The following is a 23,560-nucleotide window of genomic DNA, read 5'->3' on the forward strand; positions in this document are numbered from 1 at the left end:
ATGTCCGTGACGGGTATCCGCAAGGTGGTGGCCGCCCTGTTCGCCGGGCTGGTCCTGACCCTGCTCTCCGCTGCCCCGGCGGCCGCCCAGGCCGACAAGCTCAAGCTGACGGTGGCCGGCGACGGCGCTCAGGGGGTCACCATCCAGGCCAGCTACCCCGATGGCCGCCGGCTGGACCGGGTGGTGCGGTTGGTGCTCACCGCCACCGGCCCGGACGGGCAGCGGGTCGGGCCGGTGCAGCTGGAGCCACAGCCCGAGGGGCAGGGTTTCTACAGCAGCGGCCCGCTGCTGTCCGCCGGCACGTGGAAGGTGACGGTGAACTCCCCCGCTCCGCTGCAGAGCAGGACCACCGCCACGGTGCAGGCCCGGGCGGCGCAGTCACCCCCGGCTCCCAAGCCGGTCGCGGTGACCGCGGACGGGCCGCGCGATCGCGGTGCGGCCGCCGGGTGGTGGCCGTTCGCCGCGGCCGGCCTCGTGCTGGTCGCCGTGGCGATGGGGGTGGCCATGCTGTTCGGCCGCCGCCGCGCCGCCACGCCGAACGACTGACCGACCGGCGCTTCGGCGCCACCACAACGAACGGGCCGGGCCGCGATGAGCGGCCCGGCCCGTTGTCGTTCGCCGCGCTCAGAGGATGGCGCGCAGTGCCGCCAGGTCGTCGTCGCTGGGCTCCCACGTGCCGGCGGCGGCGTTCGCGTGCACCTGCTCGGGCGTCGTGGCGCCGGCGATCACCGAGGTCACGGCCGGCTGGGCGGCCAGCCCGCCGATCGCGACCTGGAGCATGGTCAGGCCCCGCTCGCCCGCGTACGCCTCGATGGCCTCGATGGTGTCCCAGTCGGCAGCCGCGAGCCGCTCGGCGTACCGGCCACCGCCGGAGAGCCGGCTGCCCGCCGGGGGCTGCTCGCTGCGCTTGTACTTGCCGGTGAGCAGACCGTTGGCGAGCGGGAAGAACGGCAACATGCCGAGCCCGAACCGCTCGCACGCCGGGATGATCTCGGTCTCCACCGAGCGTTCCAGCAGGCTGTAGTGGTTCTGGGCGCTGATGAAACGGGCCCGGCCGTTGGACGAGGCGACCCAGTCGGCGTCGGCGATCTGCCAGCCGGCGAAGTTGGAGTTGCCCAGGTAGCGCACCTTGCCGTCGCGGACCAGGTCGTCCAGGGCGGCGAGGGTCTCGTCGATCGGGGTGCCCGGGTCGGGCTCGTGCATCTGGTACAGGTCGATGTGGTCGGTGTCGAGCCGGCGCAGCGACGCCTCCACCGCGCGCGCGATGTAGCGCCGCGCGCCCCGGGCACCGAAGTCCGGCCCGTTGAGGCCGTTCATGTCCATGCCGAACTTGGTGGCCACCACCACGTCGTCCCGGCGGCCCTTGAGTGCCTGCCCGAGCAGCTCCTCGGAGCCGCCCTGCGGCTCGCCGTAGATGTCGGCGGTGTCGAAGAGGTTGATCCCGGCGTCCAGGGCCGCGTCCACCACCGCGCGGGTGCCGTCGAGGTCCAGCTTGCGGCCGAAGTTGTTGCAGCCGATGCCGACGACGGACACCACGAGCCCGGAGTCGCCCAGCCGGCGATAGGTCATCTCAGTCACGAGATCCACCCTATGCCGGCCGGACGCACCGCTGCCCGGTGACCGCTCAGCCCACGTCCCAGACCGGTTCCGGGGTCTCCACCACCTCGCTGTCGCCCCGGAACAGCACGAACCGGTCGAAGGAGCGGGTGAACCACCTGTCGTGGGTGACCGCCACCACAGTCCCCTCGAACGCGTTCAGGCCCGCTTCGAGCGCTTCCGCGCTGGCCAGGTCGAGGTTGTCGGTGGGCTCGTCGAGCAGCAGCAGGGTCGCCCCGGACAGCTCCAGCAGCAGCACCAGGAACCGGGCCTGCTGCCCGCCGGAGAGCGTGCCGAACCGCTGGTCGCCCTGCCCGGCCAGCTCGTACCGGCTGAGCACCCCCATCGCCGCGTGCCGGTCCATCCCGGTGCGGTGTTCGTCACCCCGCCACAGGATCTCGACGAGCGTCTTCGACATCAACTCCGGTCGGTCGTGGGTCTGGGAGAAGTGGCCGGGACGGACCCGGGCGCCGAGCCGGGCCGTGCCGTCGTGCGCCACCGGGGCGAGCGCTCCCGCCCCGTCGACCGGCCCGTTCGCCGGGTCGGGATCGGTGCCACCCCGGGCCAGCAGCCGCAGGAAGTGCGACTTGCCGGTGCCGTTGGCACCGAGCACCGCCACCCGGTCGCCGTACCAGATCTCCAGGTCGAAGGGGAATGTCAGGCCGTCCAGCTCCAGCTGCTCGCAGACGACCGCGCGCTTGCCGGTCCGCCCGCCGGTCAGCCGCATCCGGATGTCCTGGTCCTTCGGCGGTACGGGCGGCGGCCCGGCCTCCTCGAACTTGCGCAACCGGGTCTGCGCGGCCTGGTAGCGCGAGGCCAGACCGTCGTTGTACGCGGCCTTCTGTTTGTACATCAGCATCAGTTCGCGCAGCTTCTGGTGTTCTTCGTCCCAGCGTCGGCGCAGCTCGTCGAGGCGGGCGTGCCGGGCCACCCGCGCCTCGTGCCAACTGGCGAAGCCGCCGGGGTGCACCCAGGCGCTGCCGCCCTCCACGGCGACCACCCGGTCGGCGCTCTGGGCCAGCAGCTCGCGATCGTGCGAGACGTAGAGCACCGATTTCGTCGACTCGCGCAGCCGCGCCTCCAGCCAGCGTTTGCCGGGCACGTCGAGGAAGTTGTCCGGCTCGTCGAGCAGCAGCACCTCGTCCGGGCCGCGCAGCAGCAACTCCAGGGCGAAGCGCTTCTGCTGGCCGCCGGAGAGGGTGCGCACCGGCCGGTCCCGGACGGCGTCCCAGGGCTGGTTGAGCACGATTGTCGCGACGGTGTCGAAGAGCACCTCGGCGTCGTACCCGCCGGCCTCGCCCCAGGCGCCGAGCGCGTCGGCGTACGCCAGCTGGGCCTTGCCCGCGGCGCTGCTGAACTTGCCGCGGACCTCGGCCGCCCGCATGGCCGTCTCGGTCTCGGCGAGCCGGCGGCCGGCGTCGCGCAGCGGCGGCGGGGCCAGCGACAGCGCCAGGTCGGCCAGTGTCGTCTCGTCGCCGATCATGCCGATGAACTGGCGCATCACGCCCAGCCCGCCCGCCCGCGCGACGGTGCCGGTACGCACCGCCAGGTCGCCGGCGACCATCCTCAGCAGCGTCGTCTTTCCCGCGCCGTTCGGCCCGACCAGGGCTACCTTGGCGCCCTCCCCGACCCGGAACGACACGTCGGCGAAGAGTTCCCGACCGTCGGGCAGGATGTGCCCGACCGCTGCCACGTCCACGTATCCCACGCCGGGATCCTGCCCCAGCGGGGGCCGGGATGGACATCCAATTACCGGGTGACCCGCAGCACCCGGAAGCCCTTCTGGCTGGCGTGCCGCTCGACGTGCCAACCCTGGTCGACGATCCAGCGCTGCAGTGAGTCGCCGCCGAGGTGCCGGGCGACGACAAGCCAGCCGACGCCGTCCGGGGCGAGTCGGGGCAGCCACCGCAGCAACAGCTCGTGCAACTCGTCCTTGCCGATGCGGATGGGCGGGTTGGACCACAGCTGCGCGAACAGCAGGTCCGCCGGCACGTCGTCAGGTGCGCTGACGCGGATCCGGTCGGCGGCGCCGATCCGGGCCGCGTTGGCGGCGGTCAGCTCGCGGGCGCGGGCGTTGACGTCGACCGCCCAGACGGTGGCCGCCGGTGCCAGGTCGGCCAGCACGCAGGCGATCGGGCCGAACCCGCAGCCGAGGTCGAGCAGGGCACCGGCGGTGTCGGCGGCGGGCAGCTCGGCCTTGCGCAGCAGCACGGCGGTGCCGGGGTCGAGGCGGCTGGCGGAGAAGACACCGCCCGCCGAGACGAGCTGGTAGTCGCGGTCGGCGACGGAGAACTCGACGTCGCGCGCCGGCGCATCGCTGGCGGGCTGCGCGGTGAAGTAATGGTCGCCGGTCACGCCGGCAATTCTCGCACCGGCGCGGGCGGGCCACGACACGGCCCACAGCCGCATTTCCCAATATTACCCCCTAAAGGGACAATGGCTCCTACTCTGGGCGACATGGTGTATCGGTACGAGTCCGAAGAGGACGCATTCGAGGACCCGGAGCCCGGGTCCGACCTGGCCGTGCTCGGCGCCGGTCCGCCTCCGCCGGCCGGCCCCTCACCGTCCCGCTTTCCCGCTCCGTCGTTGCCCCGGCCCAACCAGCTGATGCTGCCGTCGACCCAGCCGCCGCCGGTCACCCGCGTCAGCACCCCGGTCGCGGCCCCGCGCAGTCAGGTCTACACGTCGGCCCAGCCGGTGGAGCCGCCCACCCGCCGCGGCGGCGGGCGGCTCTGGCAGGTGCTGGTCGGCGGTGCGGCAGTCCTGGTCCTGCTCGCGCTCTGCGGCCTGGGCGCCGCCGCGCTGCTGGTGGACAACGACCCGACGCCGCAGGCCACCCCGACGTACCAGCCGAACGTCGCCGCGTCCGCCTCCGCGCAGCGGCAGGATCTCGACTCGCGGGACACCGACCAGGCGCCGCTCACCGCGAAGGAACTCTTTCCCGGCAAGGAGGTGAAGCTCGCCGACGGCCAGAGCGCCTACGAGATCCTCAAGACACACTCCAGCGGCAGTTGCGCAGTCGCCGCCACCGACGAGGTGGCCGACCTGCTCGTCCGGCTCGGCTGCAACCAGGTCGTCCGGGCGACGTTGCGGGCGCCCGGCGGCGACCACCTGGTCACCGCGGGCCTGTTCAACCTCACCGACAAGGTCAGCGCCGAACGGGCCCGGGACCGGATCCGGCAACTCCTCGACGACCGGCAGGGCCGGTTCCGGGGGCTGACCGCCGGCGACGACACCGATGTCCTGGCCACCGCTCCGGCCCGGGTCGGCTGGCAGGTCCGGGGCCACTACCTGGCGTACGCGCTGGTGGTCCGCGCGGACGGAGCAGCGGTCAAGCCCGGCGATGCCAAGATCCGGGAGATCCTGTTCGACATGATCGAGGCGCACCTCAGCCGGGGCGTCCTGCAACGGCGGGCCGACAGCGGCACGGCCGGCCAACCAACTGCAGCGCCGACCGAGGGCAGCGGAACCCAGAGCGGCAGCGACGACGGCGAACTCCCCGGCGACTGATCCGCACCACCGCCCGACGGGTGTGCCGCCCACCGGTGGCACACCCGTCGGCGTCTGCGGCCCGGCCGCCGGTCAGCCCTCGACGGGCACGCGCAGGCGGCGCGTCAGGTCCGCGCGACGGGCGTAGTCGGCCGGGTCGGCCGGGTAGCCGACCGCGACGAGGGTGAGGCCGTGCGCCGGAGCCACCGTCACCTCGCTGGAGCGCTCCTGCCGGTCGAGCAGGCTGCCCGGCCACTGGACCGCCCGACGGCCGTCGCCGGCCGCGAGCATCGCCCCCACCAGGCTGCGGACCATCGCCTGGCAGAACGCGTCGGCCTGCACGGTGGCGACCAGGATGCCGTCCGGGTCGCGCCGCCAGTCCAGCCGGGTCACCTCGCGCAGCGTCGTCGCGTTCTCCTTGCGCCGGCAGTACGCGGCGAAGTCGTGCTCACCGACCAGACCCGCCGCGGCGGCGTTCAGGGCGGTCAGGTCCAGCGGTCGCGGCCAGGCCAGCACCTCGTGCCGGCGTAGCGGCTCGGCGCCGTACGGGGCGTCGGTCACCCGGTACTCGTAGCGCCGGAAGGTGGCCGAGAAGCGGGCGTCGAAGTCGGCCGGCACCTCCGACATCGCCCGTACCCGCACGTCGGTGGGGAGCAGCCGCGCGAGCCGGCGCAGCAGCCGCCCCTCGTGCTGGCGCCACACCTCGGCGGGAAGGTCCAGGTGGCAGACCTGGCCGCTGGCGTGCACCCCCGCGTCGGTGCGACCCGCGACGGTCAGACCGGTCGCCGTGCCCGCGCCGAGGACCAGGTCCAGGGTCTCGACGAGCACCCCGGCGACGGTCCGCCGGGTCGGCTGGGGCGCCCAGCCGGAGAAACCGGCGCCGTCGTACGAGACGTCCAGCCGCAGCCGGATCCGCTCGTCCACCTCGTACCTCCTGTTACGGGTCGGGCCCGACACCCCGAAAGGGGTGCCGGGCCCGATGTTGCCCTTGGTCAGGCCTTGTTCTCGGTGGCCTCGTCGCTGTCCTCGCGGGCGGCGTCGGTGTCACCGGACGCCGACACCGGCGCCTCGGAGTCCTGGTCGGCCGGAGCCGACTTCGGGGCCTCCTCGGCCGGGGCGAGCGCCTCGACCTTGTCCTGCTGCGCGGCCTTGCGGGCGGCGGTCTTCTTGTTCACCTTCGGCTCGGCGACCTGAAGCTCCTCCACCAGCTCGATGATCGCCATCGGCGCGTTGTCACCCTTGCGCGGGCCGGTCTTCACGATCCGGGTGTAACCGCCGGGGCGGTTGGAGTACCGGGGCGCGATCTGGTCGAACAGGGCGTAGACCACGTCCTTGTCCTTGACGACACCCAGCACCCGCCGCCGCGAGGCGAGGTCACCGCGCTTGGCCTTGGTGATGAGCTGCTCGGCCAGCGGACGCAGCCGCCGGGCCTTCGTCTCGGTGGTCTGGATCTTGCCGTGCTGGAACAGCGCGGTCGCCAGGTTGGCGAGCATCAGCCGCTCGTGCGAGGGGCTGCCGCCGAGGCGGGGGCCCTTGGTGGGCGTGGGCATTTTTGGTGCTCCTCAGTTGTGGCGGCAGCGCGGACTAGAGCTGCTCGGTCTCGCGGTAGTCGTCGGTGTCGTAGTCGGCCTCGCCGAAGGTGTCCACGACGTGCGCCGGGTCGAAGTTCGGAGCCGAGTCCTTCAGCCCGAGACCCATCCCGGCGAGCTTCATCTTGACCTCGTCGATCGACTTCTGCCCGAAGTTGCGGATATCGAGGAGGTCGGCCTCGGTACGCCCGATGAGCTCACCAACGGAGTTGATGCCCTCGCGCTTGAGGCAGTTGTAGGAGCGGACGGTGAGGTCCAGCTCCTCGATCGGCAGAGCGAGGTCCGCCGCCAGCTGGGCGTCCTGCGGGGACGGCCCGATGTCGATGCCCTCGGCGGTCTCGTCCAGCTCCCGGGCCAGCCCGAACAGCTCCACCAGCGTCGAACCGGCGGAGGCCAGCGCGGTACGCGGGCCCATCGACGGCTTGGTCTCGACGTCGATGATGAGCCGGTCGAAGTCGGTGCGCTGCTCGACGCGGGTCGCCTCGACGCGGTACGTCACCTTCAGCACCGGCGAGTAGATCGAGTCGACCGGGATGCGGCCGATCTCGGCGCCGGACTGCTTGTTCTGTGCAGCCGTCACGTAGCCCCGGCCCCGCTCGACGGTCAGCTCCATGTCGAGCCGGCCCTTGCCGTTGAGGGTCGCGAGCTTGAGGTCCGGGTTGTGCACCGAGACGCCGGCCGGGGGCTGGATGTCGCCCGCCGTCACGTCGCCCGGGCCCTGCTTGCGCAGGTACATGCTGACCGGCTCGTCGTGCTCGGAGCTGACGCACAGCTCCTTGATGTTCATGACGAGCTCGACCACGTCCTCCTTGACACCGGGGATCGTGGTGAACTCGTGCAGCACGCCGTCGATCTTGATCGAGGTGACCGCCGCACCCGGGATCGACGACAGCAGCGTGCGCCGCAGCGAGTTGCCCAGGGTGTAGCCGAAGCCCGGCTCGAGCGGCTCGATGGCGAACCGCGACCGGGTCTCGTTGATCGACTCCTCGGAGAGGGAGGGTCGCTGGCTGATGAGCATGTTGTCTCTTCTCTTCCGGGACGCCCGCTATTTGACGTCCACGACACAAACTGTTCCGGTGGCCCGCCCCGAAGGGCGGGCCACCGCAACGAGCCCGACTACTTGGAGTAGAGCTCGACGATCAACTGCTCCTGGACCTGCGTGTCGATGACCTGCCGGGCCGGGAGGGAGTGCACGAGCACCTTCATCTGGCTGGGGATTGCCTCCAGCCAGGCCGGCACCGTCTTCGAACCGGCCTGAGCCTGCGCCACCACGAACGGGGTGAGCTCCTTGCTCTTGCCCCGGACCTCGATGATGTCGTGCTCCTTGACGCGGTACGACGGGATGTCGACCTTCTTGCCGTTCACCGTGAAGTGACCGTGCTTGACCAGCTGGCGGGCCATGTCCCGCGAGTGGGCGTAGCCGGCCCGGTAAACGACGTTGTCCAGCCGCGACTCGAGGATCTGCAGGAGGACCTCACCGGTCTTGGCCTGCTTGCCAACGGCTTCCTCGTAGTAACCGCGGAACTGCTTCTCCAGCACGCCGTACACACGACGGGCCTTCTGCTTCTCACGGAGCTGGAGCAGGTACTCCGTCTCCTTGGTGCGGCCGCGGCCGTGCTGCCCGGGCGGGAACGGCCGGGACTCGAACGGGCACTTCGGACCATCGCACTTGCTGCCCTTGAGGAACAGCTTCATCTTCTCCCGCCGGCAACGGCGGCAGTCTGCACCGGTGTAACGAGCCATCTCTCTCTACCTCTCAGACCCGGCGACGCTTCGGCGGACGGCACCCGTTGTGCGGCTGCGGGGTGACGTCGGAGATCTGCCCGACCTCGAGGCCCACGGCCTGCAGCGAACGGATGGCGGTCTCCCGGCCGGAGCCGGGGCCCTTGACGAACACGTCGACCTTGCGCATGCCGTGCTCCATGGCGCGACGCGCGGCGGCCTCGGCGGCCAGCTGCGCGGCGAACGGAGTCGACTTGCGGGAGCCCTTGAAGCCCACCTGGCCAGCGGAGGCCCAGGAGATGACCGCACCGGTCGGGTCCGTGATGGACACGATGGTGTTGTTGAACGTGCTCTTGATGTGCGCCTGCCCGTGGGCGACGTTCTTGCGTTCCTTGCGCCGGACCTTCTTGACAGCGGCTCCGGCACGAGCCTTCGGTGGCATAAGTCTGTGCGCTCCTGAATGGGTTCTGTGGCTTGTCGCCCCGTTGATGACGTAGACACCGGTTCCGGTTGGAGCCCGGCCTACCTCGACGGAGAACGACCAGAATTCCGGTTAAAGAATTACTTCTTGCCGGGCTTCTTCTTGCCGGCGACGGTCCGCTTCGGGCCCTTGCGGGTCCGTGCATTGGTCTTGGTCCGCTGGCCACGCACGGGCAGGCCCCGGCGGTGCCGGATGCCGGCGTAGCAGCCGATCTCGACCTTGCGGCGGATGTCAGCGGCGACCTCGCGGCGCAGGTCGCCTTCAACCTTGTAGTTGCCCTCGATGTGGTCGCGGAGCTGCACGAGCTCCTCGTCCGTGAGGTCCCGAGCGCGCTTGTCCGGCGAGATGCCGGTAGCGGCGAGTGTCTCCAGGGCGCGGGTGCGACCGACCCCGAAGATGTAGGTGAGCGCGATCTCCATCCGCTTCTCGCGGGGGAGATCCACGCCGACTAGACGTGCCATGTGCGGGCGTACTCCTCGTGATGTGTGGCGGAGGTGTGGACCCGTCCCACCCCGCTACCGGCCGTCCCGTCTTTCCGACGCTGTCAGCGCCGGCGACCGGGATCGGTCGCTGCCCGAGCGGGCCCCGGCCTCCGACCGGGGGTCAGCCACGAGAGGAGTACGTCTTCACGTACCGCTCGCGGCTGGGACGAGCATGTGTGATGTGTGTGTCGCTAAGGATCTGCCCGAAGCAACGCCACCCGGCCGTGTCCGGCCGGACGGGCTGAGATCAGCCCTGGCGCTGCTTGTGGCGCGGGTCGGTGCAGATGACCATGACCCGGCCGTGCCGGCGGATAACCCGGCACTTGTTGCAGATCCTCTTGACGCTCGGCTTGACCTTCACGGTTGCCTTACTTCCCATCTGGCCCGGGAACGCGCGAGGCGCGAGACCGGACGTCGAAGACGGACACGGGACTTCCCGGCCGCCGTCAGGACTACTTGTAGCGGTAGACGATGCGCCCGCGGGTCAGGTCGTACGGCGAGAGTTCGACGACGACCCGGTCCTCCGGCAGGATGCGGATGTAGTGCTGCCGCATCTTGCCGCTGATGTGAGCCAACACCTTGTGGCCGTTCGCGAGCTCCACCCGGAACATGGCGTTCGGCAGGGGCTCGATGACCCGACCCTCGATCTCAATGGCTCCGTCTTTTTTCGGCATGTCCTCCGCTGTCCTGACGTCGATTGCTCCGGGCGGCCCACAACGTCTTACACGGGAAACTGACCATGATCAGAAGCCCGCGCCAGCCGCGGCTCCAGGTCCCACCGAAGCGCAGGGTGGGCATGCCGGAGTGGACGCTGTGCGCCGAACAGAAAGTGTACGCCGGCCTGCACGCCGTCGCCAAACCGGCCACCCACGGCGGCCTCGCGTCGGCCACCGCTCCCCCGCCCAGCCCTCCGATGATCTCCGCGGACCGGCGTCCCACCGAATGTCGATCATGAGGTTGTCGAGGCGAAACACCGCGATCGATCATGATCATCGACTGCGGGTGGGTCAGGTTGTGGGCCCGGGACCTTCCGGCCCCTCGGTGCGCAGCTCCCGCTTGGCCCGCTTGCGCTCACGCCGGCGCTCGCGCTCGATCGCCTGGCGGCGGGGCTCTCCCCCGGCCAGCCCGCCGACCGTCCGGAGCAGCAGCACCGCGCCCCAGGGCCCGGCCACCCACACCGGCCAGAAGTACTGCAGTTCCTGGCTCAGCAGCGACGTCACGCCCCAGATGGTCACCACGATGGCGACCACCCGCACGTACGGCAGCCACACCTCGGCCAGCCAGCGACCGACGTGGCCGCGCCCGAGCGAGCCGAGCCGACCGACGGGCGGCTCTGCCGGCGCGGCGGCCGGCCGCAGGGCCGAATGCTCCGGTGGCGCCACCGGGGGCAGATCGGTGAGCAGGGCGTCCAGCTCGGCGTACGTGCGTGCCGCGTACGCACGCTGCACCCGCTCGTCGTACTCGTGCAGGTCCAACCGTCCCTCACCGAGGGCGGCCCTCAGCCGGTCGGCAACCATCTCACGGTCCGCGTCCGCGGCTCGCATCCTGTCGCGCCCGTCCATGCCGGCAAGCATGCCACCGTCACGCCAGTCCGCCCGACCCCCGACGCCGGTTGATCATGAAGTTATCGCCACCGCACCGGCGTGTCAGGGGAACCAACTTCACGATCAACGGGCGGGGTGGGGCTGGGGTCAGGGGGTCTTGGTTTCCGTGGGCTGGCGGGCGGTCACCAGGTCGCCCAGGCGGGCGCGGCCGCCGTCGAAGGCCGTGAGCACCCACACACCGTCGGGCAACAGCGCCATCGAGTGCTCGACGTGCGCCGCGACCGACCCGTCCCGGGTGACGACAGTCCAACCGTCGGCCAGTTCGACAGTACGCGGGGAGGCCATGGTGATCATGGGCTCGATCGCCAGCGCCATCCCGGGGACCAGACGCGGCCCCTTGCCCGGCCGGCCGTGGTTGAGCACGTGCGGGTCCTGATGCATCTCGGTGCCGATGCCGTGGCCACCGTAGCCGTCGACGATGCCGTACCGGCCGCCCTTGCGGACCGCCGTCTCCACGGCGTACGAGATGTCGGTGAGCCGCCCCTTGCCACTTGCCGCTCCACGCGCCGCGGCGGCGATGCCCGCCCACATCGCGTCCTCGGCGACCTCGGCCATCTTGAGCAGCGCCGGGTCGACGTCGCCCACCCCGACGGTGATCGCCGAGTCCCCGTGCCACCCGTTGAGCACCGCGCCGCAGTCGATCGAGATGAGGTCGCCCTCGGCGAGCACCTGCTCCGGCGAGGGGATGGCGTGCACGATCTGCTCGTTGACCGACGAGCAGATCGACGCCGGGAAGCCGTGGTAGCCCTTGAAGGACGGGACGGCGCCCGCCTCGCGGATCGTCGACTCGGCGATGGCATCCAGATCCGCGGTGCTCACACCCGGGGCCACCGCCTCGCGCATCCGGCGCAGGGCCTCGGCGACCACGAGCCCGGCCGCGCGCATCTTCTCGATCTGGTCAGGGGTCTTCAGCTGGATGTCCAGCTGGGGACGACGCATGGAGCGGTTACCTTTCGTGGCTATTCAGCGGGGCACGTCTCGCGTACCCCGCTGTTCGCACTCTATCCGCCGTGGCGGGGGGAGAACCTCAGCCGCCGTACGACCGCAGGGCGTCGATGGCCCGGGTGGTGACGTCCTCCACCGGGCCGGTGGCGTCGATCCCGACCAGCTTGCCCTGGGCGCCGTAGTAGTCGACCAGGGGCGCGGTCTTCTCGCTGTACTCCCGCAGGCGGGTGGCGATGGTCTCCGGCTTGTCGTCGTCGCGCTGGAACAGCTCGGCGCCGCACCTGTCACAGATGCCCGGCCGGGTGGTGGCGTCGAACTCGACGTGCCAGATCTTGCCGCAACCCCGGCAGGTGCGCCGGCCGGAGAGCCGCCGGATCACCTCGTCGTCGTCGACCACCAGCTCCAGGACCAGATCCAGGGCGGTGCCCAGATCGGCGAGGAGCTTGTCCAGAGCGGCGGCCTGCGGAGTCGTCCGCGGGAAGCCGTCGAGCAGAAAGCCCTCGCTCGCGTCCGGCTCGGCGAGCCGGTCCCGGACCATGTTGATGGTGACCTCGTCCGGAACCAGCTCGCCTGCGTCCATGTAACGCTTCGCCTCGACGCCGAGCGGCGTGCCCTGGGTGACGTTCGAGCGGAAGATGTCTCCGGTCGAGATCTTGGGTACCGACAGGTGCGCGGCGACGAACTCTGCCTGCGTGCCCTTACCCGCACCCGGCGGGCCAACCAGAACGAGTCTCATCTACCGCAGGAACCCTTCGTAGTTCCGCTGCATGAGTTGGCTCTCGATCTGCTTCACGGTCTCGAGACCGACGCCGACCATGATGAGCACAGCGGTGCCACCGAACGGGAAGTTCTGGTACTGCTGGCTGTCCAGCCAGATGAAGAAGAAGTTCGGCAGGATCGAGATGACGCCGAGGTAGAGCGCGCCCGGCAGGGTGATCCGGCTGAGGATGAAGTCCAGGTAGTCGGCCGTCGGCTTGCCCGGCCGGATACCCGGCACGAACCCGCCGTACTTCTTCATGTTGTCCGCGACCTCGGTCGGGTTGAACGTGATCGAGACGTAGAAGTACGTGAAGAAGATGATCAGCAGGAAGTAGACCGAGATGTAGATCGGGCTGTTCGGAGCGACCAGGTTGTTCTGGATCCACGCCTGGACCTTGCCCGGGTCGTTCTGGTCGAAGAACTGGAGCGCCAGCTGCGGGAGGTACAGCAGCGACGAACCGAAGATGACCGGGATGACACCCGCCTGGTTGACCTTCAGCGGGATGTAGGTCGAGGTGCCGCCGTACATCCGCCGGCCGATCATCCGCTTGGCGTACTGCACCGGGATCCGGCGCTGCGCCTGCTCGATGAAGGTGACCAGGGTGATGACCACCAGAACCAGCGCGATGACGAGGGCGAACTTGCCCCAGCCCTGCTGGGTCTTGATCTGCCAGCCCTCGCCGGGCAGCCGGGCCGCGATCGAGGTGAAGATCAGGACGGACATGCCGTTGCCGACGCCGCGGTCCGTGATCAGCTCACCGAGCCACATGACCATGCCGGTGCCGGCGGTCATGGTGATCACCAGGATGGACAGGGTCAGCCAGTCCGGGATGCCGGTGCCCTCGGGGATGATCGGGAACTGGTCGCAGCGGTTCTGGAACAGCTGCCCCGAGCGGGCCAGGGCCACGAACGCCGAGGCCTGCAGCACGCCGAGACCGAGCGTCAGGTAGCGGGTGTACTGCGTGATCTTCGCCTGACCGGCCTGGCCCTCCTTGCGGAGCTGCTCCAGACGCGGGATCACGACGGTCAGCAGCTGCAGGATGATCGACGCGGTGATGTAGGGCATGATGCCCAGCGCGAAGACCGAGAGCTGTAGCAGCGCCCCGCCGGAGAAGAGGTTGAGCAGATTCAGCGGGCCCGTCGTCTCACCGGAGATGGAGTCGAGGCACTTCTGCACGTTGCCGTACGAGACGCCCGGGCTGGGGAGCGTGGCACCCAGCCGGTAGACCGCGATGATGCCTACTGTGAACAGCAGCTTCTTGCGCAGGTCAGGCGTACGGAACGCACTGAGAAAGGCGGACAGCAACTTCTTCCTCCTGCGCGAGGCGGGCCGCCGGTGATCCCTGGCGGGTGGGGGTGGATCACGGGCGAGTGCCCGCAATCCATGGCTGGGATGGGACTCTAACAGCCCTGTCCCGCTCCGGGCAGGTGTGCCCGGCTACATAAACCGAATCCGATATTACCGGGCGCACACGCCCCAGGCAGACCTAGGCGCCCGCCAGTTATTCACAACTGACGGGCGCCGAGGTCGTACGCCTTACAGCTCGGTGGCGGAGCCACCGGCGGCAGCGATCTTCTCCTTGGCCGACGCGCTGAACGCGTGCGCCGACACCTGGAGCGCCACCCCGCCGAGGTCCCCGGTGCCGAGGACCTTGACCGGCTGGCCCTTGCGGACCGCGCCGGCCTCGACCAGCTCGAGCGGACCAACCTGGCCGCCGTTCGGGAACAGTTCGGCGAGCCGGTCCAGGTTGACCACCTGGAAGACCACCTTGAACTTGTTCTTGAAGCCCTTCATCTTCGGCAGGCGCATGTGGATGGGCATCTGCCCACCCTCGAACGCCGCCGAGATGTTCTTGCGGGCCTTGGAGCCCTTCGTACCGCGACCAGCGGTCTTGCCCTTGGAACCCTCACCGCGACCCACACGGGTCTTAGCGGTCTTGGAACCGGGCGCCGGGCGCAGGTGGTGAACCTTGATCGTCATTACTCGACCTCCTCGACCTTCACGAGGTGGCTCACAGTGAAGATCATGCCGCGGATCTCGGGCCGGTCCTCCTTGACCACCACGTCGTTGATCCGCTTGAGACCGAGCGAACGCAGCGACTCACGCTGGTTGTGCTTGGTCCCGATACCGGACCGGAGCTGGGTGACCTTCAGACGTGCCATCAGCGCGCCACCCCCGCACGAGACGCCAGCATGGCGGCCGGCGCGACGTCCTCCACCGGCAGGCCACGACGCGCCGCGACCTGCTCGGGGGACTCAAGCCCCTTCAGGGCCGCCACGGTGGCGTGCACGATGTTGATCGGGTTCGACGAGCCGAGGCTCTTGGAGAGCACGTCGTGGATCCCGGCGCACTCCAGCACGGCGCGCACCGGACCACCGGCGATGACACCCGTACCGGCCGAGGCCGGCTTGAGCAGCACGACGCCAGCGGCGTCCTCACCCGTGACCGGGTGCGGGATCGACTGGCCGATCCGCGGAACCTTGAAGAAGTGCTTCTTGGCCTCCTCGACACCCTTGGCGATCGCCGCGGGCACCTCCTTGGCCTTTCCGTAGCCCACGCCGACCGTGCCGTCGCCGTCGCCCACGATCACCAGGGCGGTGAAGCTGAAGCGACGACCACCCTTCACGACCTTGGCGACGCGGTTGATCGCGACGACCCGCTCAAGGTGCGGGGTCTTCTCGACGGGCGCGTTTCCGCGGCCGCCCTCACGGCGGTTGTCGCGGCGACCACCCTCGTTGCCACCGGACCCGCCGCCACGGCGCTGTTGACCTGGCATCAGCAGCCTTCCTTATCTCTCGTGACGGGGTTGTTTAGAACTCGAGCCCGGCTTCGCGGGCGGCGTCGGCAAGCGCGGCGACTCGCCCCGCGTACCGGTTGCCACCGCGGTCGAAGACGACCTTGGAGACGCCGGCGGCCTTGGCCCGCTCGGCGAGCAGGGCGCCCACCTTGCCGGCCAGGGCGCTCTTGTCGCCCTCCGTGCCACGCAGCGAGGCGTCCAGGCTCGACGCCGACGCCAGGGTGTGACCCTTGGTGTCGTCGACGATCTGGGCAACCATGTGCCGCAGCGAGCGGGTGACGACCAGGCGCGGACGCTCGGCCGTACCACTGACGTTCTTGCGGACGCGGAAGTGCCGACGCGCACGCCCGACGGCGCGCTTGGCGGCAACGCCGCGGCGGCGCTTGAGCAGCGTGGCGCTCACTTCTTACCTGCCTTTCCAGCCTTGCGGCGGATGACCTCGCCCTGGTACTTCACGCCCTTGCCCTTGTAGGGCTCCGGCGGGCGGATCTTCCGGATGTTGGCGGCGACCTCACCGACCTGCTGCTTGTCGATGCCGGCCACGTGGAACAGGGTCGGCCGCTCCACCGTGAAGGTGATGCCCGCCGGCGCGGGAACGAGCACCGGGTGCGAGAACCCGAGCGCGAACTCGAGGTCCGAACCCTTGGCCGTGACCCGGTAACCGGTGCCGGCGATCTCCAGGCTCTTGCGGTAGCCCTCGGTCACGCCGACGATCATGTTGGCGACCAGGGTACGGCTCAGGCCGTGCAGCTCCTTGGCCTTGCGCTCGTCGTTCGGGCGGTTGACGCTCAGCTGCCCGTCCTCCGCGCGCTCGATCGTGATCGGGTCGGCGATCGTGTGCTGGAGCTCGCCCTTCGGGCCCTTGACCTTGACGGTCTGCCCGTCGATCGTGATGTCGACGCCGGCTGGTACCGGGATCGACTTACGTCCAATTCGCGACATTTCTACCAGTCTCCCGTTACCAGACGAAGGCGAGGACTTCCCCGCCAACACTCCGCTTGCGGGCCTGCCGGTCGGTCAGCAGCCCCTGGGACGTCGAAATGATCGCCACGCCCAGCCCACCGAGCACCCGCGGGAGCCCGTCCGACTTGGCGTACACCCGGAGACCGGGCTTGGACACGCGCTTGATGCCGGCCAGGCTCCGCTCCCGGTTCTGGCCGTACTTCAGCTCGACGACCAGTCGCTTGCCGACGGCGCCCTCCTCGGGCTCCTCGACCGACCAGGTGGCGATGTAACCCTCGGCCTTCAAGACCTCGGCGATGTTCGCCTTGATCTTGGAGTAGGGCATCTTCACCTGATCGTGGTACGCCTGGTTGGCGTTACGCAGACGCGTGAGCATGTCTGCGATCGGGTCGGTCATCGTCATGGATTTCGTCAGCCTTTCTCGCCGGGGTTCCCGGGGCACCAGCCCCGGGCCTACGGCGAAGAGCAATACCTAATCGGTGCAGGAGTTCCCGGCCGACAGCCGGGACGCGGTCGCCCTTACCAGGAAGCCTTGGACACACCCGGCAGCTCACCGCGGTGGGCCATCTCCCGGATACAGACCCGGCAGAGCCCGAACTTGCGGTAGACCGCCTTCGGACGCCCGCACCGCTGGCAGCGGGTGTACGCGCGAACCGAGAACTTCGGCTTCGCGGCCGCCTTGAGGATCAGCGCCTTCTTGGCCATCTCAGTTCTCCTTGAACGGGAAGCCCAGGAGCTTGAGCAGCGCCCGGCCCTCGTCGTCGGTCGTGGCGGTGGTGACCACCGTGATGTCCATGCCCCGCTGGCGATCGATCCGGTCCTGGTCGATCTCGTGGAACACCGACTGTTCGGTCAGACCGAACGTGTAGTTGCCGTGCCCGTCGAGCTTGCGCCCGTCCAGACCGCGGAAGTCGCGGATACGCGGCAGCGCGATGGACAGCAGCCGGTCCAGGAACTCCCACATGCGGTCGCCGCGGAGGGTCACCTTCGCGCCGATCGGCATGCCCTCGCGGAGCTTGAACTGCGCGATGGACTTGGTCGCCCGCCGCACCTGCGGCTTCTGGCCGGTGATCGTGGCGAGGTCGCGGACCGCGCCGTCGATCAGCTTGGCGTCGCGAGCAGCCTCGCCGACACCCATGTTGACGACGATCTTGACCAGCCGCGGCACCTGCATGGGGTTGCCGTAGCTGTGCTGCTCACGCAGCTGGGCCACGATCTCGTTGCGGTACCGCTCCTTGAGGCGCGGCATGGTCTTTTCGGTAGCCGTGGTCATCACAGGTCCTTACCGGTGCTACGCGCGATGCGGACCTTCTGGCCGTTGTCGTCGATCCGGTAACCGACGCGGGTCGGCTTGCCGTCGGAGTCCAGGACCTGCACGTTCGAGACGTGGATCGGGGCCTCCTGGGTGACGATGCCGCCGGTCTTGGCGCCACGCTGGGTGGTGCTGATGCGGGTGTGCTTCTTGACCCGGTTCACGCCCTCGACCAGGACCTTGTCCTGCCGCGGGTAGGCCGCAATGACCTTGCCCTTGGCACCCTTGTCCTTGCCGGCGATGACGACGACCGTGTCGCCCTTCTTGACCTTCACGGTCACAACACCTCCGGCGCGAGGGAAATAATCTTCATGAACCGCTTGTCCCGCAGCTCCCGGCCCACCGGGCCGAAGATGCGGGTACCGCGCGGGTCCCCACCGTCCTTGATGATGACGGCGGCGTTCTCGTCGAAGCGGATGTACGAGCCGTCCGGCCGCCGCTTCTCCTTGGCCGTGCGAACGACGACCGCCTTGACGACGTCGCCCTTCTTCACACCGGCACCCGGGATCGCGTCCTTGACCGTGGCCACGATGACGTCGCCGATGCTCGCGTAGCGCCGACCGGAGCCACCGAGAACCCGGATGCACAGGATCTCCCGAGCACCCGTGTTGTCGGCGACGCGCAGTCGCGACTCCTGCTGAATCACGTCTATCTCCTATGTCTGCCGGTTCTCCGGCCGCCGTGGCGGCCGGAGCCTGGCGGAACCAACGCCCGACGCAACGCCGGGCGAGCTCGAGCCTTCGCTACTTGGCCTTTTCCAGGATCTCCACGATCCGCCAACGCTTGGTGGCGCTCAGCGGCCGGGTCTCCATGATCAGGACCCGGTCGCCGGTGCCAGCGGCGTTCTGCTCGTCGTGCACCTTCAGCTTGCTCGTACGACGCATGATCTTGCCGTACAGCGCGTGCCGAACCCGGTCCTCGACCTCGACCACGACGGTCTTGTCCATCTTGTCGCTGACCACCAGGCCCTCGCGAACCTTACGGCGCGCGCGGGTGGCGTCAGTGGTGGTGTTCTCGGTCATGATGCAGTCACCTCAGTCGGCGCGGCCGAGAGCCCCAGCTCGCGCTCGCGCATGATCGTGTAGATCCGGGCGATCTCCCGACGGATGACCTGCAGCCGCCGGTTGTTGTCCAGCTGCCCGGTTGCGGCCTGCACGCGGAGGTTGAACAGCTCCGCCTTGGCCTCCCGCAGCTTCGTGACCAGCTCCTCCTCGGAGAGCTCACGCAGCTCGGTCGCCTTAACGCCCGCTGCCATCAGGATTCACCCACTTCGCGCGTAACAATGCGGCACTTCATCGGGAGCTTGTGGATCGCGCGACGCATGGCCTCACGCGCGATCTGCTCGTTGGGGAAGGACATCTCGAAGAGAATCCGACCCGGCTTCACGTTGGAGACCCACCACTCCGGCGAACCCTTACCGGAACCCATCCGGGTCTCGGCAGGCTTCTTGGTGAGGGCCTGGTCCGGGAAGATCGTGATCCAGACCTTGCCGCCACGCTTGATGTGACGGGTCATCGCGATACGCGCCGACTCGATCTGGCGGTTGGTCACGTACGCCGGCTCGAGAGCCTGGATCCCGAACTCGCCGAACACCACCCGGTTACCACCCTTGGACGCGCCACTGCGGTCCGGGTGGTGCGGCTTGCGGAAGCCCTTCGGGGGCTTGCGCGGCATCAGCATCTGTCAGCCCTCCTGCTGCGTTTCTGCCGGAGCAGCCGCAGCCGCGACAGCAGCGCTGTCGACCGGCTCGCCACTCGGCGTCTCGGCCTGCTGCGCGATGGTGGTCGCAGCAGCCCGACCGGCCTCGGTGCCACCAGCGGTCGTGCCGGACGAACCGGACCGGCCACGGCGCGGACGCTCGGGACGGTCGCCACGCTCACCACGGCGCGGGCGCGACGGACCGGCCTCGGCCGGAGCCTCCCGGCCCGGAACCGCGTCGCCCTTGTAGATCCAGACCTTCACGCCGATCCGGCCGAAGGTGGTACGGGCCTCGAAGAAGCCGTACTCGATGTTGGCCCGCAGCGTGTGCAGCGGAACCCGGCCCTCGCGGTAGAACTCGGTCCGGCTCATCTCGGCGCCGCCGAGGCGACCCGAGACCTGAACCCGGATGCCCTTGCAGACCGGGTTCTTCATGGCCGACTGCATGGCCTTGCGCATCGCCCGACGGAAGCTGACCCGGCTGGACAGCTGCTCGGCCACGCCCTGCGCGACGAGCTGAGCGTCCGACTCGGGGTTCTTCACCTCGATGATGTTCAGCTGGACCTGCTTGCCGGTGAGCTTCTCGAGCTCGCCGCGGATCCGGTCGGCCTCCGCACCCTTACGGCCGATGACGATGCCCGGCCGGGCGGTGTGGATGTCGACGCGGACGCGGTCGCGGGTGCGCTCGATGTCGACCTTGGAAATCCCGGCACGCTCGAGGCCCTTGGACATCATGCGGCGGATCTTGACATCCTCGCCGATGTAGTCCTTGTAGAGCTTGTCCGCGAACCAGCGGGACTTCCAGTCGGTCGAGATGCCGAGCCGGAACCCAGTGGGGTGAACCTTCTGACCCATTACTCGGCGTCCTCCGTCTTGCTCTGCGCTTCGGCCGGTGCGGCCTCCGTGGCCGGGGCGGCCTTCTTCGCCGCGGCCTTCCTCGGCGCTGCCGGCGCGACCGCCTCGACCGCCACGGTGATGTGGCAGGTGCGCTTGCGGATCCGGTACGCCCGACCCTGTGCCCGCGGCTGGAACCGCTTCATCGTCGGGCCCTCGTCCACGAACGCCTCGCTGACGAGCAGCGCGTCGGGGTCCAGCCGCTCGTTGTTCTCCGCGTTGGCGATCGCGCTAGCGAGCACCTTGTACACCTGCTCGCTCGCAGCCTGCGGCGCGAACTGCAGCACCGTTAGCGCCTCCTTCGCGGGCAGGCCGCGGACGAGGTTGACCACCCGGCGCGCCTTCATCGGCGAGATGCGCACGTGCCGCGCAACCGCCCGCGCGCCCGGAAGCACCGGAGCGTCGCCCTTTCCTGGCATCGCTGTAACCCCTTGTTCCCTCTATCCGTATGCCTGGCGGCGTCAGCGCCGACGGCTCTTCCGGTCGTCCTTCTCGTGACCCTTGAACGTGCGGGTCAGCGCGAACTCGCCGAGCTTGTGCCCGACCATCGCCTCGGTCACGAACACCGGGACGTGCTTGCGTCCGTCGTGCACGGCGATCGTGTGCCCGAGCATCTCGGGGATGATCGTCGAGCGCCGCGACCAGGTCTTGATCACGTTCTTCGAGCCCTTGTCGTTCTGCACTTCCACCTTCTTGAGCAGGTGGTCGTCTACGAACGGGCCCTTCTTGAGGCTGCGAGGCATGTCTTATCTCCCTCAGCCGCGCTTACGCGTGGCGTAGCGGCGGCGGACGATCAGCTTGTCGCTCGGCTGGCCCTTACGGCGGGTGCGGCCCTCGGGCTTACCCTGCGGGTTGACCGGGTGGCGACCACCGGAGGTCTTACCCTCACCACCACCGTGCGGGTGGTCGACCGGGTTCATGGCGACACCACGGACGGTCGGGCGCTTGCCCTTCCACCGCATACGGCCGGCCTTACCCCAGTTGATGTTCGACTGGTCGGCGTTGCCGATCTCGCCGACGCTCGCGCGGCAGCGCACGTCCACCCGCCGGATCTCGCCGGACGGCATACGCAGGGTCGCGTACGCGCCCTCGCGGCCGAGCAGCTGGATACCGACGCCGGCGGAACGGGCCAGCTTGGCCCCGCCGCCCGGACGCAGCTCCACGTTGTGGATCGTGGTACCGACCGGGATGTTGCGCAGCGGCAGGTTGTTACCCGGCTTGATGTCGGCGCCCGGACCGGACTCGACGCGGTCGCCCTGCTTCATGTCCTTCGGCGCGATGATGTACCGCTTCTCGCCGTCGGCGTAGTGCAGCAGCGCGATGCGCGCCGTGCGGTTCGGGTCGTACTCGATGTGAGCGACCTTCGCCGGCACGCCGTCCTTGTCGACCCGCTTGAAGTCGATCAGACGGTACTGGCGCTTGTGACCGCCACCGTGGTGCCGCGTGGTGATCCGGCCGTGGGCGTTACGCCCGCCCTTCTTCGGCAGCGGAGCCAGCAGCGACTTCTCCGGCGTGGACCGGGTGATCTCGGCGAAGTCGGCGACGCTGGAGCCACGTCGGCCCGGCGTCGTCGGCTTGTACTTACGGATAGCCATTGTCTACACCCCTCAGCTGACCGGGCCGCCGAAGGCCTCGATACGGTCACCGTCAGCCAGCTTCACGATCGCCCGCTTGGTCGCCTTGCGCTGACCGAAGCCGGTCTTGGTGCGCTTGCGCTTGCCCTGGCGGTTGAGCGTGTTGACCGTCAGGACGCGGACGTCGAAGATCTGCTGGATAGCGATCTTGATCTCGGTCTTGTTCGCGTCCGGGTGCACCAGGAAGGTGTACCAGTTCCGGTTCAGCTCGCTGTAGCTCTTCTCCGAGACGACCGGCGCCACGATGATGTCGCGCGGGTCGGCGATCGTGCTCACTTGCCACCCTCCTCGGTGGTCTCGGCGGGCACGCCCAGGAACTCGTCCAGGGCGTCCTTGGTGAAGACCACGTCGTCGGCCACCAGCACGTCGTACGTGTTCAGCTGGCCGGACTCGATCAGGTGCACCCGCGGCTCGTTGCGCAGCGACACCCAGTTCAGCTCGTCGGTGCTGCTCAGCACGACGAGAACCCGACGGGCCTCGGTGAGCTTGGTCAGCGTGGCCAGTGCGGCCTTGGTCGACGGCTTCTCGCCCGAGACGAACGCCTCGACGACGTGCACCTGCCCGGCGCGTGCCCGGTCCGAGAGGGCACCGCGGAGCGCGGCGGCCTTCATCTTCTTCGGGGTCCGCTGGCTGTAGTCGCGCGGCACGGGACCGTGCACCACGCCACCGCCGGCGAACTGCGGCGCGCGGATCGAGCCCTGCCGGGCGCGACCGGTGCCCTTCTGCTTGTACGGCTTCTTGCCGCCACCGGCGACCTCGCCGCGGGTCTTGGCCTTGTGCGTGCCCTGTCGGGCCGCCGCGAGCTGGGCCACCACGACCTGGTGCATCAGCGCGACGTTGGCCTGCACGTCGAAGATGTCAGCCGGCAGCTCGACGGAGCCGCTGGTGCTGCCTTCGACGGTGCGCACGTCAACGGTGGTCACTTGGCCGCACCGCCCTTCTTCACCTTGCTCTTGGCCGCGGTACGGACCAGAACGAGCGCGCCCTTGGGACCAGGAATGGCACCCCGGACGAGCAGCAGGTTGTTCTCGGTGTCGACCGCCTGGACGGTGAGGTTCTGCACGGTGTAGCGCACGCCACCCATGCGGCCGGCCATCCGGGTGCCCTTGAAGACACGACCCGGGGTGGCGCAGGCGCCGATGGAGCCGGGCGAGCGGTGCTTGCGCTCGACACCGTGGCTGGCGCGCAGACCGTGGAAGCCGTGACGCTTCATCGGGCCGGCGTAGCCCTTGCCCTTGGTCTTGCCGGTGACGTCGATCGTGACGCCGACCGGGAACTCCTCGACCGTGACCTCCTGGCCCAGCGAGTATTCCCCGGCGTCCGTGGTGCGCAGCTCGACGATGTGCCGGCGCGGCGCCACGTCCGCCTTCGCGTAGTGCCCGCTGATCGGCTTCTTGACCTTGCGCGGGTCGATCGTGCCGTACGCGAGCTGGACCGCGGAGTAACCGTCCTTCTCGGCGCTACGAACCTGGCTGATGACGCACGGGCCGGCCTCGACCACGGTCACGGGAACAACCTTGTTGTTGTCCCAGACCTGGGTCATGCCGAGCTTGGCGCCCAGGATCCCCTTGACTTGCCTGTCCATTTGTCCGGT

At 69.4% G+C, this 23,560-nt stretch carries 37 protein-coding genes; 2 read left to right on the plus strand and 35 right to left on the minus strand.

From position 1 onward, the window contains the following. The gene (locus tag B0E54_RS11880) at positions 1-546 is read left to right on the plus strand and encodes a hypothetical protein (protein ID WP_234583425.1); all 546 of its coding nucleotides are present in this window, start codon (positions 1-3) and stop codon (positions 544-546) included. 78 nt (positions 547-624) lie between these two features. Here the strand turns inward: B0E54_RS11880 and B0E54_RS11885 are convergent, their stop codons facing one another. Genes B0E54_RS11885 through B0E54_RS11895 form a run of 3 tightly spaced genes read right to left on the minus strand, consistent with a single transcriptional unit; the run spans position 625 to position 3,951 of the window. Continuing rightward, on the minus strand, positions 625-1,587 hold the full coding sequence (locus B0E54_RS11885) for an aldo/keto reductase (protein WP_234583426.1): 963 nt from the start codon (positions 1,585-1,587) through the stop codon (positions 625-627). Positions 1,588-1,624: 37 nt separating this feature from the next. Next, the gene (locus tag B0E54_RS11890; protein ID WP_234583427.1) at positions 1,625-3,304 is read right to left on the minus strand and encodes an ABC-F family ATP-binding cassette domain-containing protein; all 1,680 of its coding nucleotides are present in this window, start codon (positions 3,302-3,304) and stop codon (positions 1,625-1,627) included. A 41-nt stretch (positions 3,305-3,345) separates the two neighbouring features. Next, positions 3,346-3,951, minus strand: coding sequence for a class I SAM-dependent methyltransferase (locus tag B0E54_RS11895; protein WP_234583428.1), 606 nt, complete (start codon positions 3,949-3,951; stop codon positions 3,346-3,348). A gap of 102 nt (positions 3,952-4,053) precedes the next feature. On the opposite strand from B0E54_RS11895, the gene B0E54_RS11900 reads away from it, so the two are divergent. Next, a complete protein-coding gene (locus B0E54_RS11900) occupies positions 4,054-5,106 on the plus strand; it encodes a hypothetical protein (RefSeq protein ID WP_234583429.1) in 1,053 nt (350 codons plus the stop codon). 72 nt (positions 5,107-5,178) lie between these two features. Here the strand turns inward: B0E54_RS11900 and truA are convergent, their stop codons facing one another. From truA to rplC, 32 genes are all read right to left on the minus strand, one after another. Beyond that, positions 5,179-6,009: a tRNA pseudouridine(38-40) synthase TruA gene (gene truA, locus B0E54_RS11905; RefSeq protein WP_234583430.1), complete on the minus strand. Its 831-nt coding sequence runs from the start codon at positions 6,007-6,009 to the stop codon at positions 5,179-5,181. A 68-nt stretch (positions 6,010-6,077) separates the two neighbouring features. After that, positions 6,078-6,635 (minus strand): 50S ribosomal protein L17, encoded by a 558-nt coding sequence (gene rplQ / locus B0E54_RS11910; protein ID WP_234583431.1) that lies wholly within the window; start codon positions 6,633-6,635, stop codon positions 6,078-6,080. 34 nt (positions 6,636-6,669) lie between these two features. Beyond that, complete coding sequence (locus B0E54_RS11915) at positions 6,670-7,692, minus strand: DNA-directed RNA polymerase subunit alpha (protein ID WP_007465227.1); 1,023 nt, start codon at positions 7,690-7,692, stop codon at positions 6,670-6,672. Between the two features lie 98 nt (positions 7,693-7,790). Then, positions 7,791-8,417 (minus strand): 30S ribosomal protein S4, encoded by a 627-nt coding sequence (gene rpsD / locus B0E54_RS11920; RefSeq protein WP_007465229.1) that lies wholly within the window; start codon positions 8,415-8,417, stop codon positions 7,791-7,793. Positions 8,418-8,430: 13 nt separating this feature from the next. Next, positions 8,431-8,838, minus strand: a complete 408-nt coding sequence (gene rpsK, locus B0E54_RS11925) for a 30S ribosomal protein S11 (protein WP_007073011.1) — start codon at positions 8,836-8,838, stop codon at positions 8,431-8,433. Positions 8,839-8,957: 119 nt separating this feature from the next. Continuing rightward, the gene (gene rpsM, locus B0E54_RS11930) at positions 8,958-9,338 is read right to left on the minus strand and encodes a 30S ribosomal protein S13 (RefSeq protein ID WP_007465236.1); all 381 of its coding nucleotides are present in this window, start codon (positions 9,336-9,338) and stop codon (positions 8,958-8,960) included. A 268-nt stretch (positions 9,339-9,606) separates the two neighbouring features. Then, positions 9,607-9,720: a 50S ribosomal protein L36 gene (rpmJ, locus tag B0E54_RS11935; protein ID WP_012184307.1), complete on the minus strand. Its 114-nt coding sequence runs from the start codon at positions 9,718-9,720 to the stop codon at positions 9,607-9,609. Positions 9,721-9,811: 91 nt separating this feature from the next. After that, on the minus strand, positions 9,812-10,033 hold the full coding sequence (infA, locus tag B0E54_RS11940; protein ID WP_007073013.1) for a translation initiation factor IF-1: 222 nt from the start codon (positions 10,031-10,033) through the stop codon (positions 9,812-9,814). 333 nt (positions 10,034-10,366) lie between these two features. Continuing rightward, positions 10,367-10,921 carry a DUF1707 domain-containing protein gene (locus B0E54_RS11945; RefSeq protein ID WP_374109264.1) on the minus strand — a complete coding sequence of 185 codons (555 nt, stop codon included), beginning with the start codon at positions 10,919-10,921 and terminating at the stop codon, positions 10,367-10,369. A 129-nt stretch (positions 10,922-11,050) separates the two neighbouring features. Further along, positions 11,051-11,902 (minus strand): type I methionyl aminopeptidase, encoded by an 852-nt coding sequence (gene map, locus B0E54_RS11950; protein WP_234583432.1) that lies wholly within the window; start codon positions 11,900-11,902, stop codon positions 11,051-11,053. An 88-nt stretch (positions 11,903-11,990) separates the two neighbouring features. Further along, a complete protein-coding gene (locus B0E54_RS11955; protein WP_007465256.1) occupies positions 11,991-12,644 on the minus strand; it encodes an adenylate kinase in 654 nt (217 codons plus the stop codon). Next, complete coding sequence (gene secY / locus B0E54_RS11960; protein WP_234583433.1) at positions 12,645-13,973, minus strand: preprotein translocase subunit SecY; 1,329 nt, start codon at positions 13,971-13,973, stop codon at positions 12,645-12,647. A gap of 231 nt (positions 13,974-14,204) precedes the next feature. Beyond that, a complete protein-coding gene (gene rplO, locus B0E54_RS11965) occupies positions 14,205-14,648 on the minus strand; it encodes a 50S ribosomal protein L15 (protein ID WP_007465260.1) in 444 nt (147 codons plus the stop codon). Beyond that, complete coding sequence (gene rpmD, locus B0E54_RS11970) at positions 14,648-14,830, minus strand: 50S ribosomal protein L30 (RefSeq protein ID WP_007465262.1); 183 nt, start codon at positions 14,828-14,830, stop codon at positions 14,648-14,650. The genes rplO and rpmD overlap by 1 nt, the downstream gene beginning before the upstream one ends. After that, positions 14,830-15,444 carry a 30S ribosomal protein S5 gene (gene rpsE, locus B0E54_RS11975; RefSeq protein ID WP_007465263.1) on the minus strand — a complete coding sequence of 205 codons (615 nt, stop codon included), beginning with the start codon at positions 15,442-15,444 and terminating at the stop codon, positions 14,830-14,832. The genes rpmD and rpsE overlap by 1 nt, the downstream gene beginning before the upstream one ends. Positions 15,445-15,478: 34 nt before the next feature. Continuing rightward, on the minus strand, positions 15,479-15,868 hold the full coding sequence (gene rplR, locus B0E54_RS11980; protein WP_234583434.1) for a 50S ribosomal protein L18: 390 nt from the start codon (positions 15,866-15,868) through the stop codon (positions 15,479-15,481). Then, positions 15,865-16,407, minus strand: a complete 543-nt coding sequence (gene rplF / locus B0E54_RS11985; protein WP_234583435.1) for a 50S ribosomal protein L6 — start codon at positions 16,405-16,407, stop codon at positions 15,865-15,867. Before rplF ends, rplR begins: the two co-directional genes overlap by 4 nt. Before the next feature lie 16 nt (positions 16,408-16,423). After that, positions 16,424-16,831 carry a 30S ribosomal protein S8 gene (gene rpsH, locus B0E54_RS11990; protein WP_007465270.1) on the minus strand — a complete coding sequence of 136 codons (408 nt, stop codon included), beginning with the start codon at positions 16,829-16,831 and terminating at the stop codon, positions 16,424-16,426. A 116-nt stretch (positions 16,832-16,947) separates the two neighbouring features. After that, positions 16,948-17,133, minus strand: a complete 186-nt coding sequence (locus B0E54_RS11995; RefSeq protein ID WP_007073023.1) for a type Z 30S ribosomal protein S14 — start codon at positions 17,131-17,133, stop codon at positions 16,948-16,950. A 1-nt stretch (position 17,134) separates the two neighbouring features. Next, a complete protein-coding gene (gene rplE / locus B0E54_RS12000; protein ID WP_074314595.1) occupies positions 17,135-17,701 on the minus strand; it encodes a 50S ribosomal protein L5 in 567 nt (188 codons plus the stop codon). Beyond that, positions 17,701-18,021: a 50S ribosomal protein L24 gene (gene rplX / locus B0E54_RS12005; protein WP_007465276.1), complete on the minus strand. Its 321-nt coding sequence runs from the start codon at positions 18,019-18,021 to the stop codon at positions 17,701-17,703. The genes rplE and rplX overlap by 1 nt, the downstream gene beginning before the upstream one ends. Further along, the gene (gene rplN / locus B0E54_RS12010; RefSeq protein WP_007073026.1) at positions 18,018-18,386 is read right to left on the minus strand and encodes a 50S ribosomal protein L14; all 369 of its coding nucleotides are present in this window, start codon (positions 18,384-18,386) and stop codon (positions 18,018-18,020) included. The genes rplX and rplN overlap by 4 nt, the downstream gene beginning before the upstream one ends. Before the next feature lie 97 nt (positions 18,387-18,483). Further along, the gene (rpsQ, locus tag B0E54_RS12015) at positions 18,484-18,762 is read right to left on the minus strand and encodes a 30S ribosomal protein S17 (RefSeq protein WP_053653938.1); all 279 of its coding nucleotides are present in this window, start codon (positions 18,760-18,762) and stop codon (positions 18,484-18,486) included. Further along, positions 18,759-18,995: a 50S ribosomal protein L29 gene (gene rpmC / locus B0E54_RS12020; RefSeq protein ID WP_007465283.1), complete on the minus strand. Its 237-nt coding sequence runs from the start codon at positions 18,993-18,995 to the stop codon at positions 18,759-18,761. The genes rpsQ and rpmC overlap by 4 nt, the downstream gene beginning before the upstream one ends. Next, positions 18,995-19,420 carry a 50S ribosomal protein L16 gene (rplP, locus tag B0E54_RS12025; protein WP_121653126.1) on the minus strand — a complete coding sequence of 142 codons (426 nt, stop codon included), beginning with the start codon at positions 19,418-19,420 and terminating at the stop codon, positions 18,995-18,997. The genes rpmC and rplP overlap by 1 nt, the downstream gene beginning before the upstream one ends. A gap of 3 nt (positions 19,421-19,423) precedes the next feature. After that, entirely contained in the window at positions 19,424-20,293 is an 870-nt protein-coding gene (rpsC, locus tag B0E54_RS12030; RefSeq protein ID WP_007465294.1) for a 30S ribosomal protein S3, read from the minus strand. Next, a complete protein-coding gene (rplV, locus tag B0E54_RS12035; RefSeq protein WP_007465297.1) occupies positions 20,293-20,751 on the minus strand; it encodes a 50S ribosomal protein L22 in 459 nt (152 codons plus the stop codon). Before rplV ends, rpsC begins: the two co-directional genes overlap by 1 nt. A 42-nt stretch (positions 20,752-20,793) precedes the next feature. Further along, positions 20,794-21,075, minus strand: a complete 282-nt coding sequence (gene rpsS / locus B0E54_RS12040) for a 30S ribosomal protein S19 (protein ID WP_007465299.1) — start codon at positions 21,073-21,075, stop codon at positions 20,794-20,796. 12 nt (positions 21,076-21,087) lie between these two features. After that, the gene (gene rplB / locus B0E54_RS12045; RefSeq protein ID WP_007465301.1) at positions 21,088-21,927 is read right to left on the minus strand and encodes a 50S ribosomal protein L2; all 840 of its coding nucleotides are present in this window, start codon (positions 21,925-21,927) and stop codon (positions 21,088-21,090) included. 12 nt (positions 21,928-21,939) lie between these two features. Next, positions 21,940-22,242, minus strand: coding sequence for a 50S ribosomal protein L23 (gene rplW, locus B0E54_RS12050; protein ID WP_088998352.1), 303 nt, complete (start codon positions 22,240-22,242; stop codon positions 21,940-21,942). Further along, positions 22,239-22,889, minus strand: coding sequence for a 50S ribosomal protein L4 (gene rplD / locus B0E54_RS12055; protein ID WP_234583436.1), 651 nt, complete (start codon positions 22,887-22,889; stop codon positions 22,239-22,241). Before rplD ends, rplW begins: the two co-directional genes overlap by 4 nt. Then, the gene (gene rplC, locus B0E54_RS12060; RefSeq protein WP_234583437.1) at positions 22,886-23,551 is read right to left on the minus strand and encodes a 50S ribosomal protein L3; all 666 of its coding nucleotides are present in this window, start codon (positions 23,549-23,551) and stop codon (positions 22,886-22,888) included. Before rplC ends, rplD begins: the two co-directional genes overlap by 4 nt. Positions 23,552-23,560 lie beyond the last annotated feature (9 nt).

The sequence above is a fragment of the Micromonospora sp. MH99 genome, assembly GCF_021442385.1.
GTDB lineage: Bacteria > Actinomycetota > Actinomycetes > Mycobacteriales > Micromonosporaceae > Micromonospora.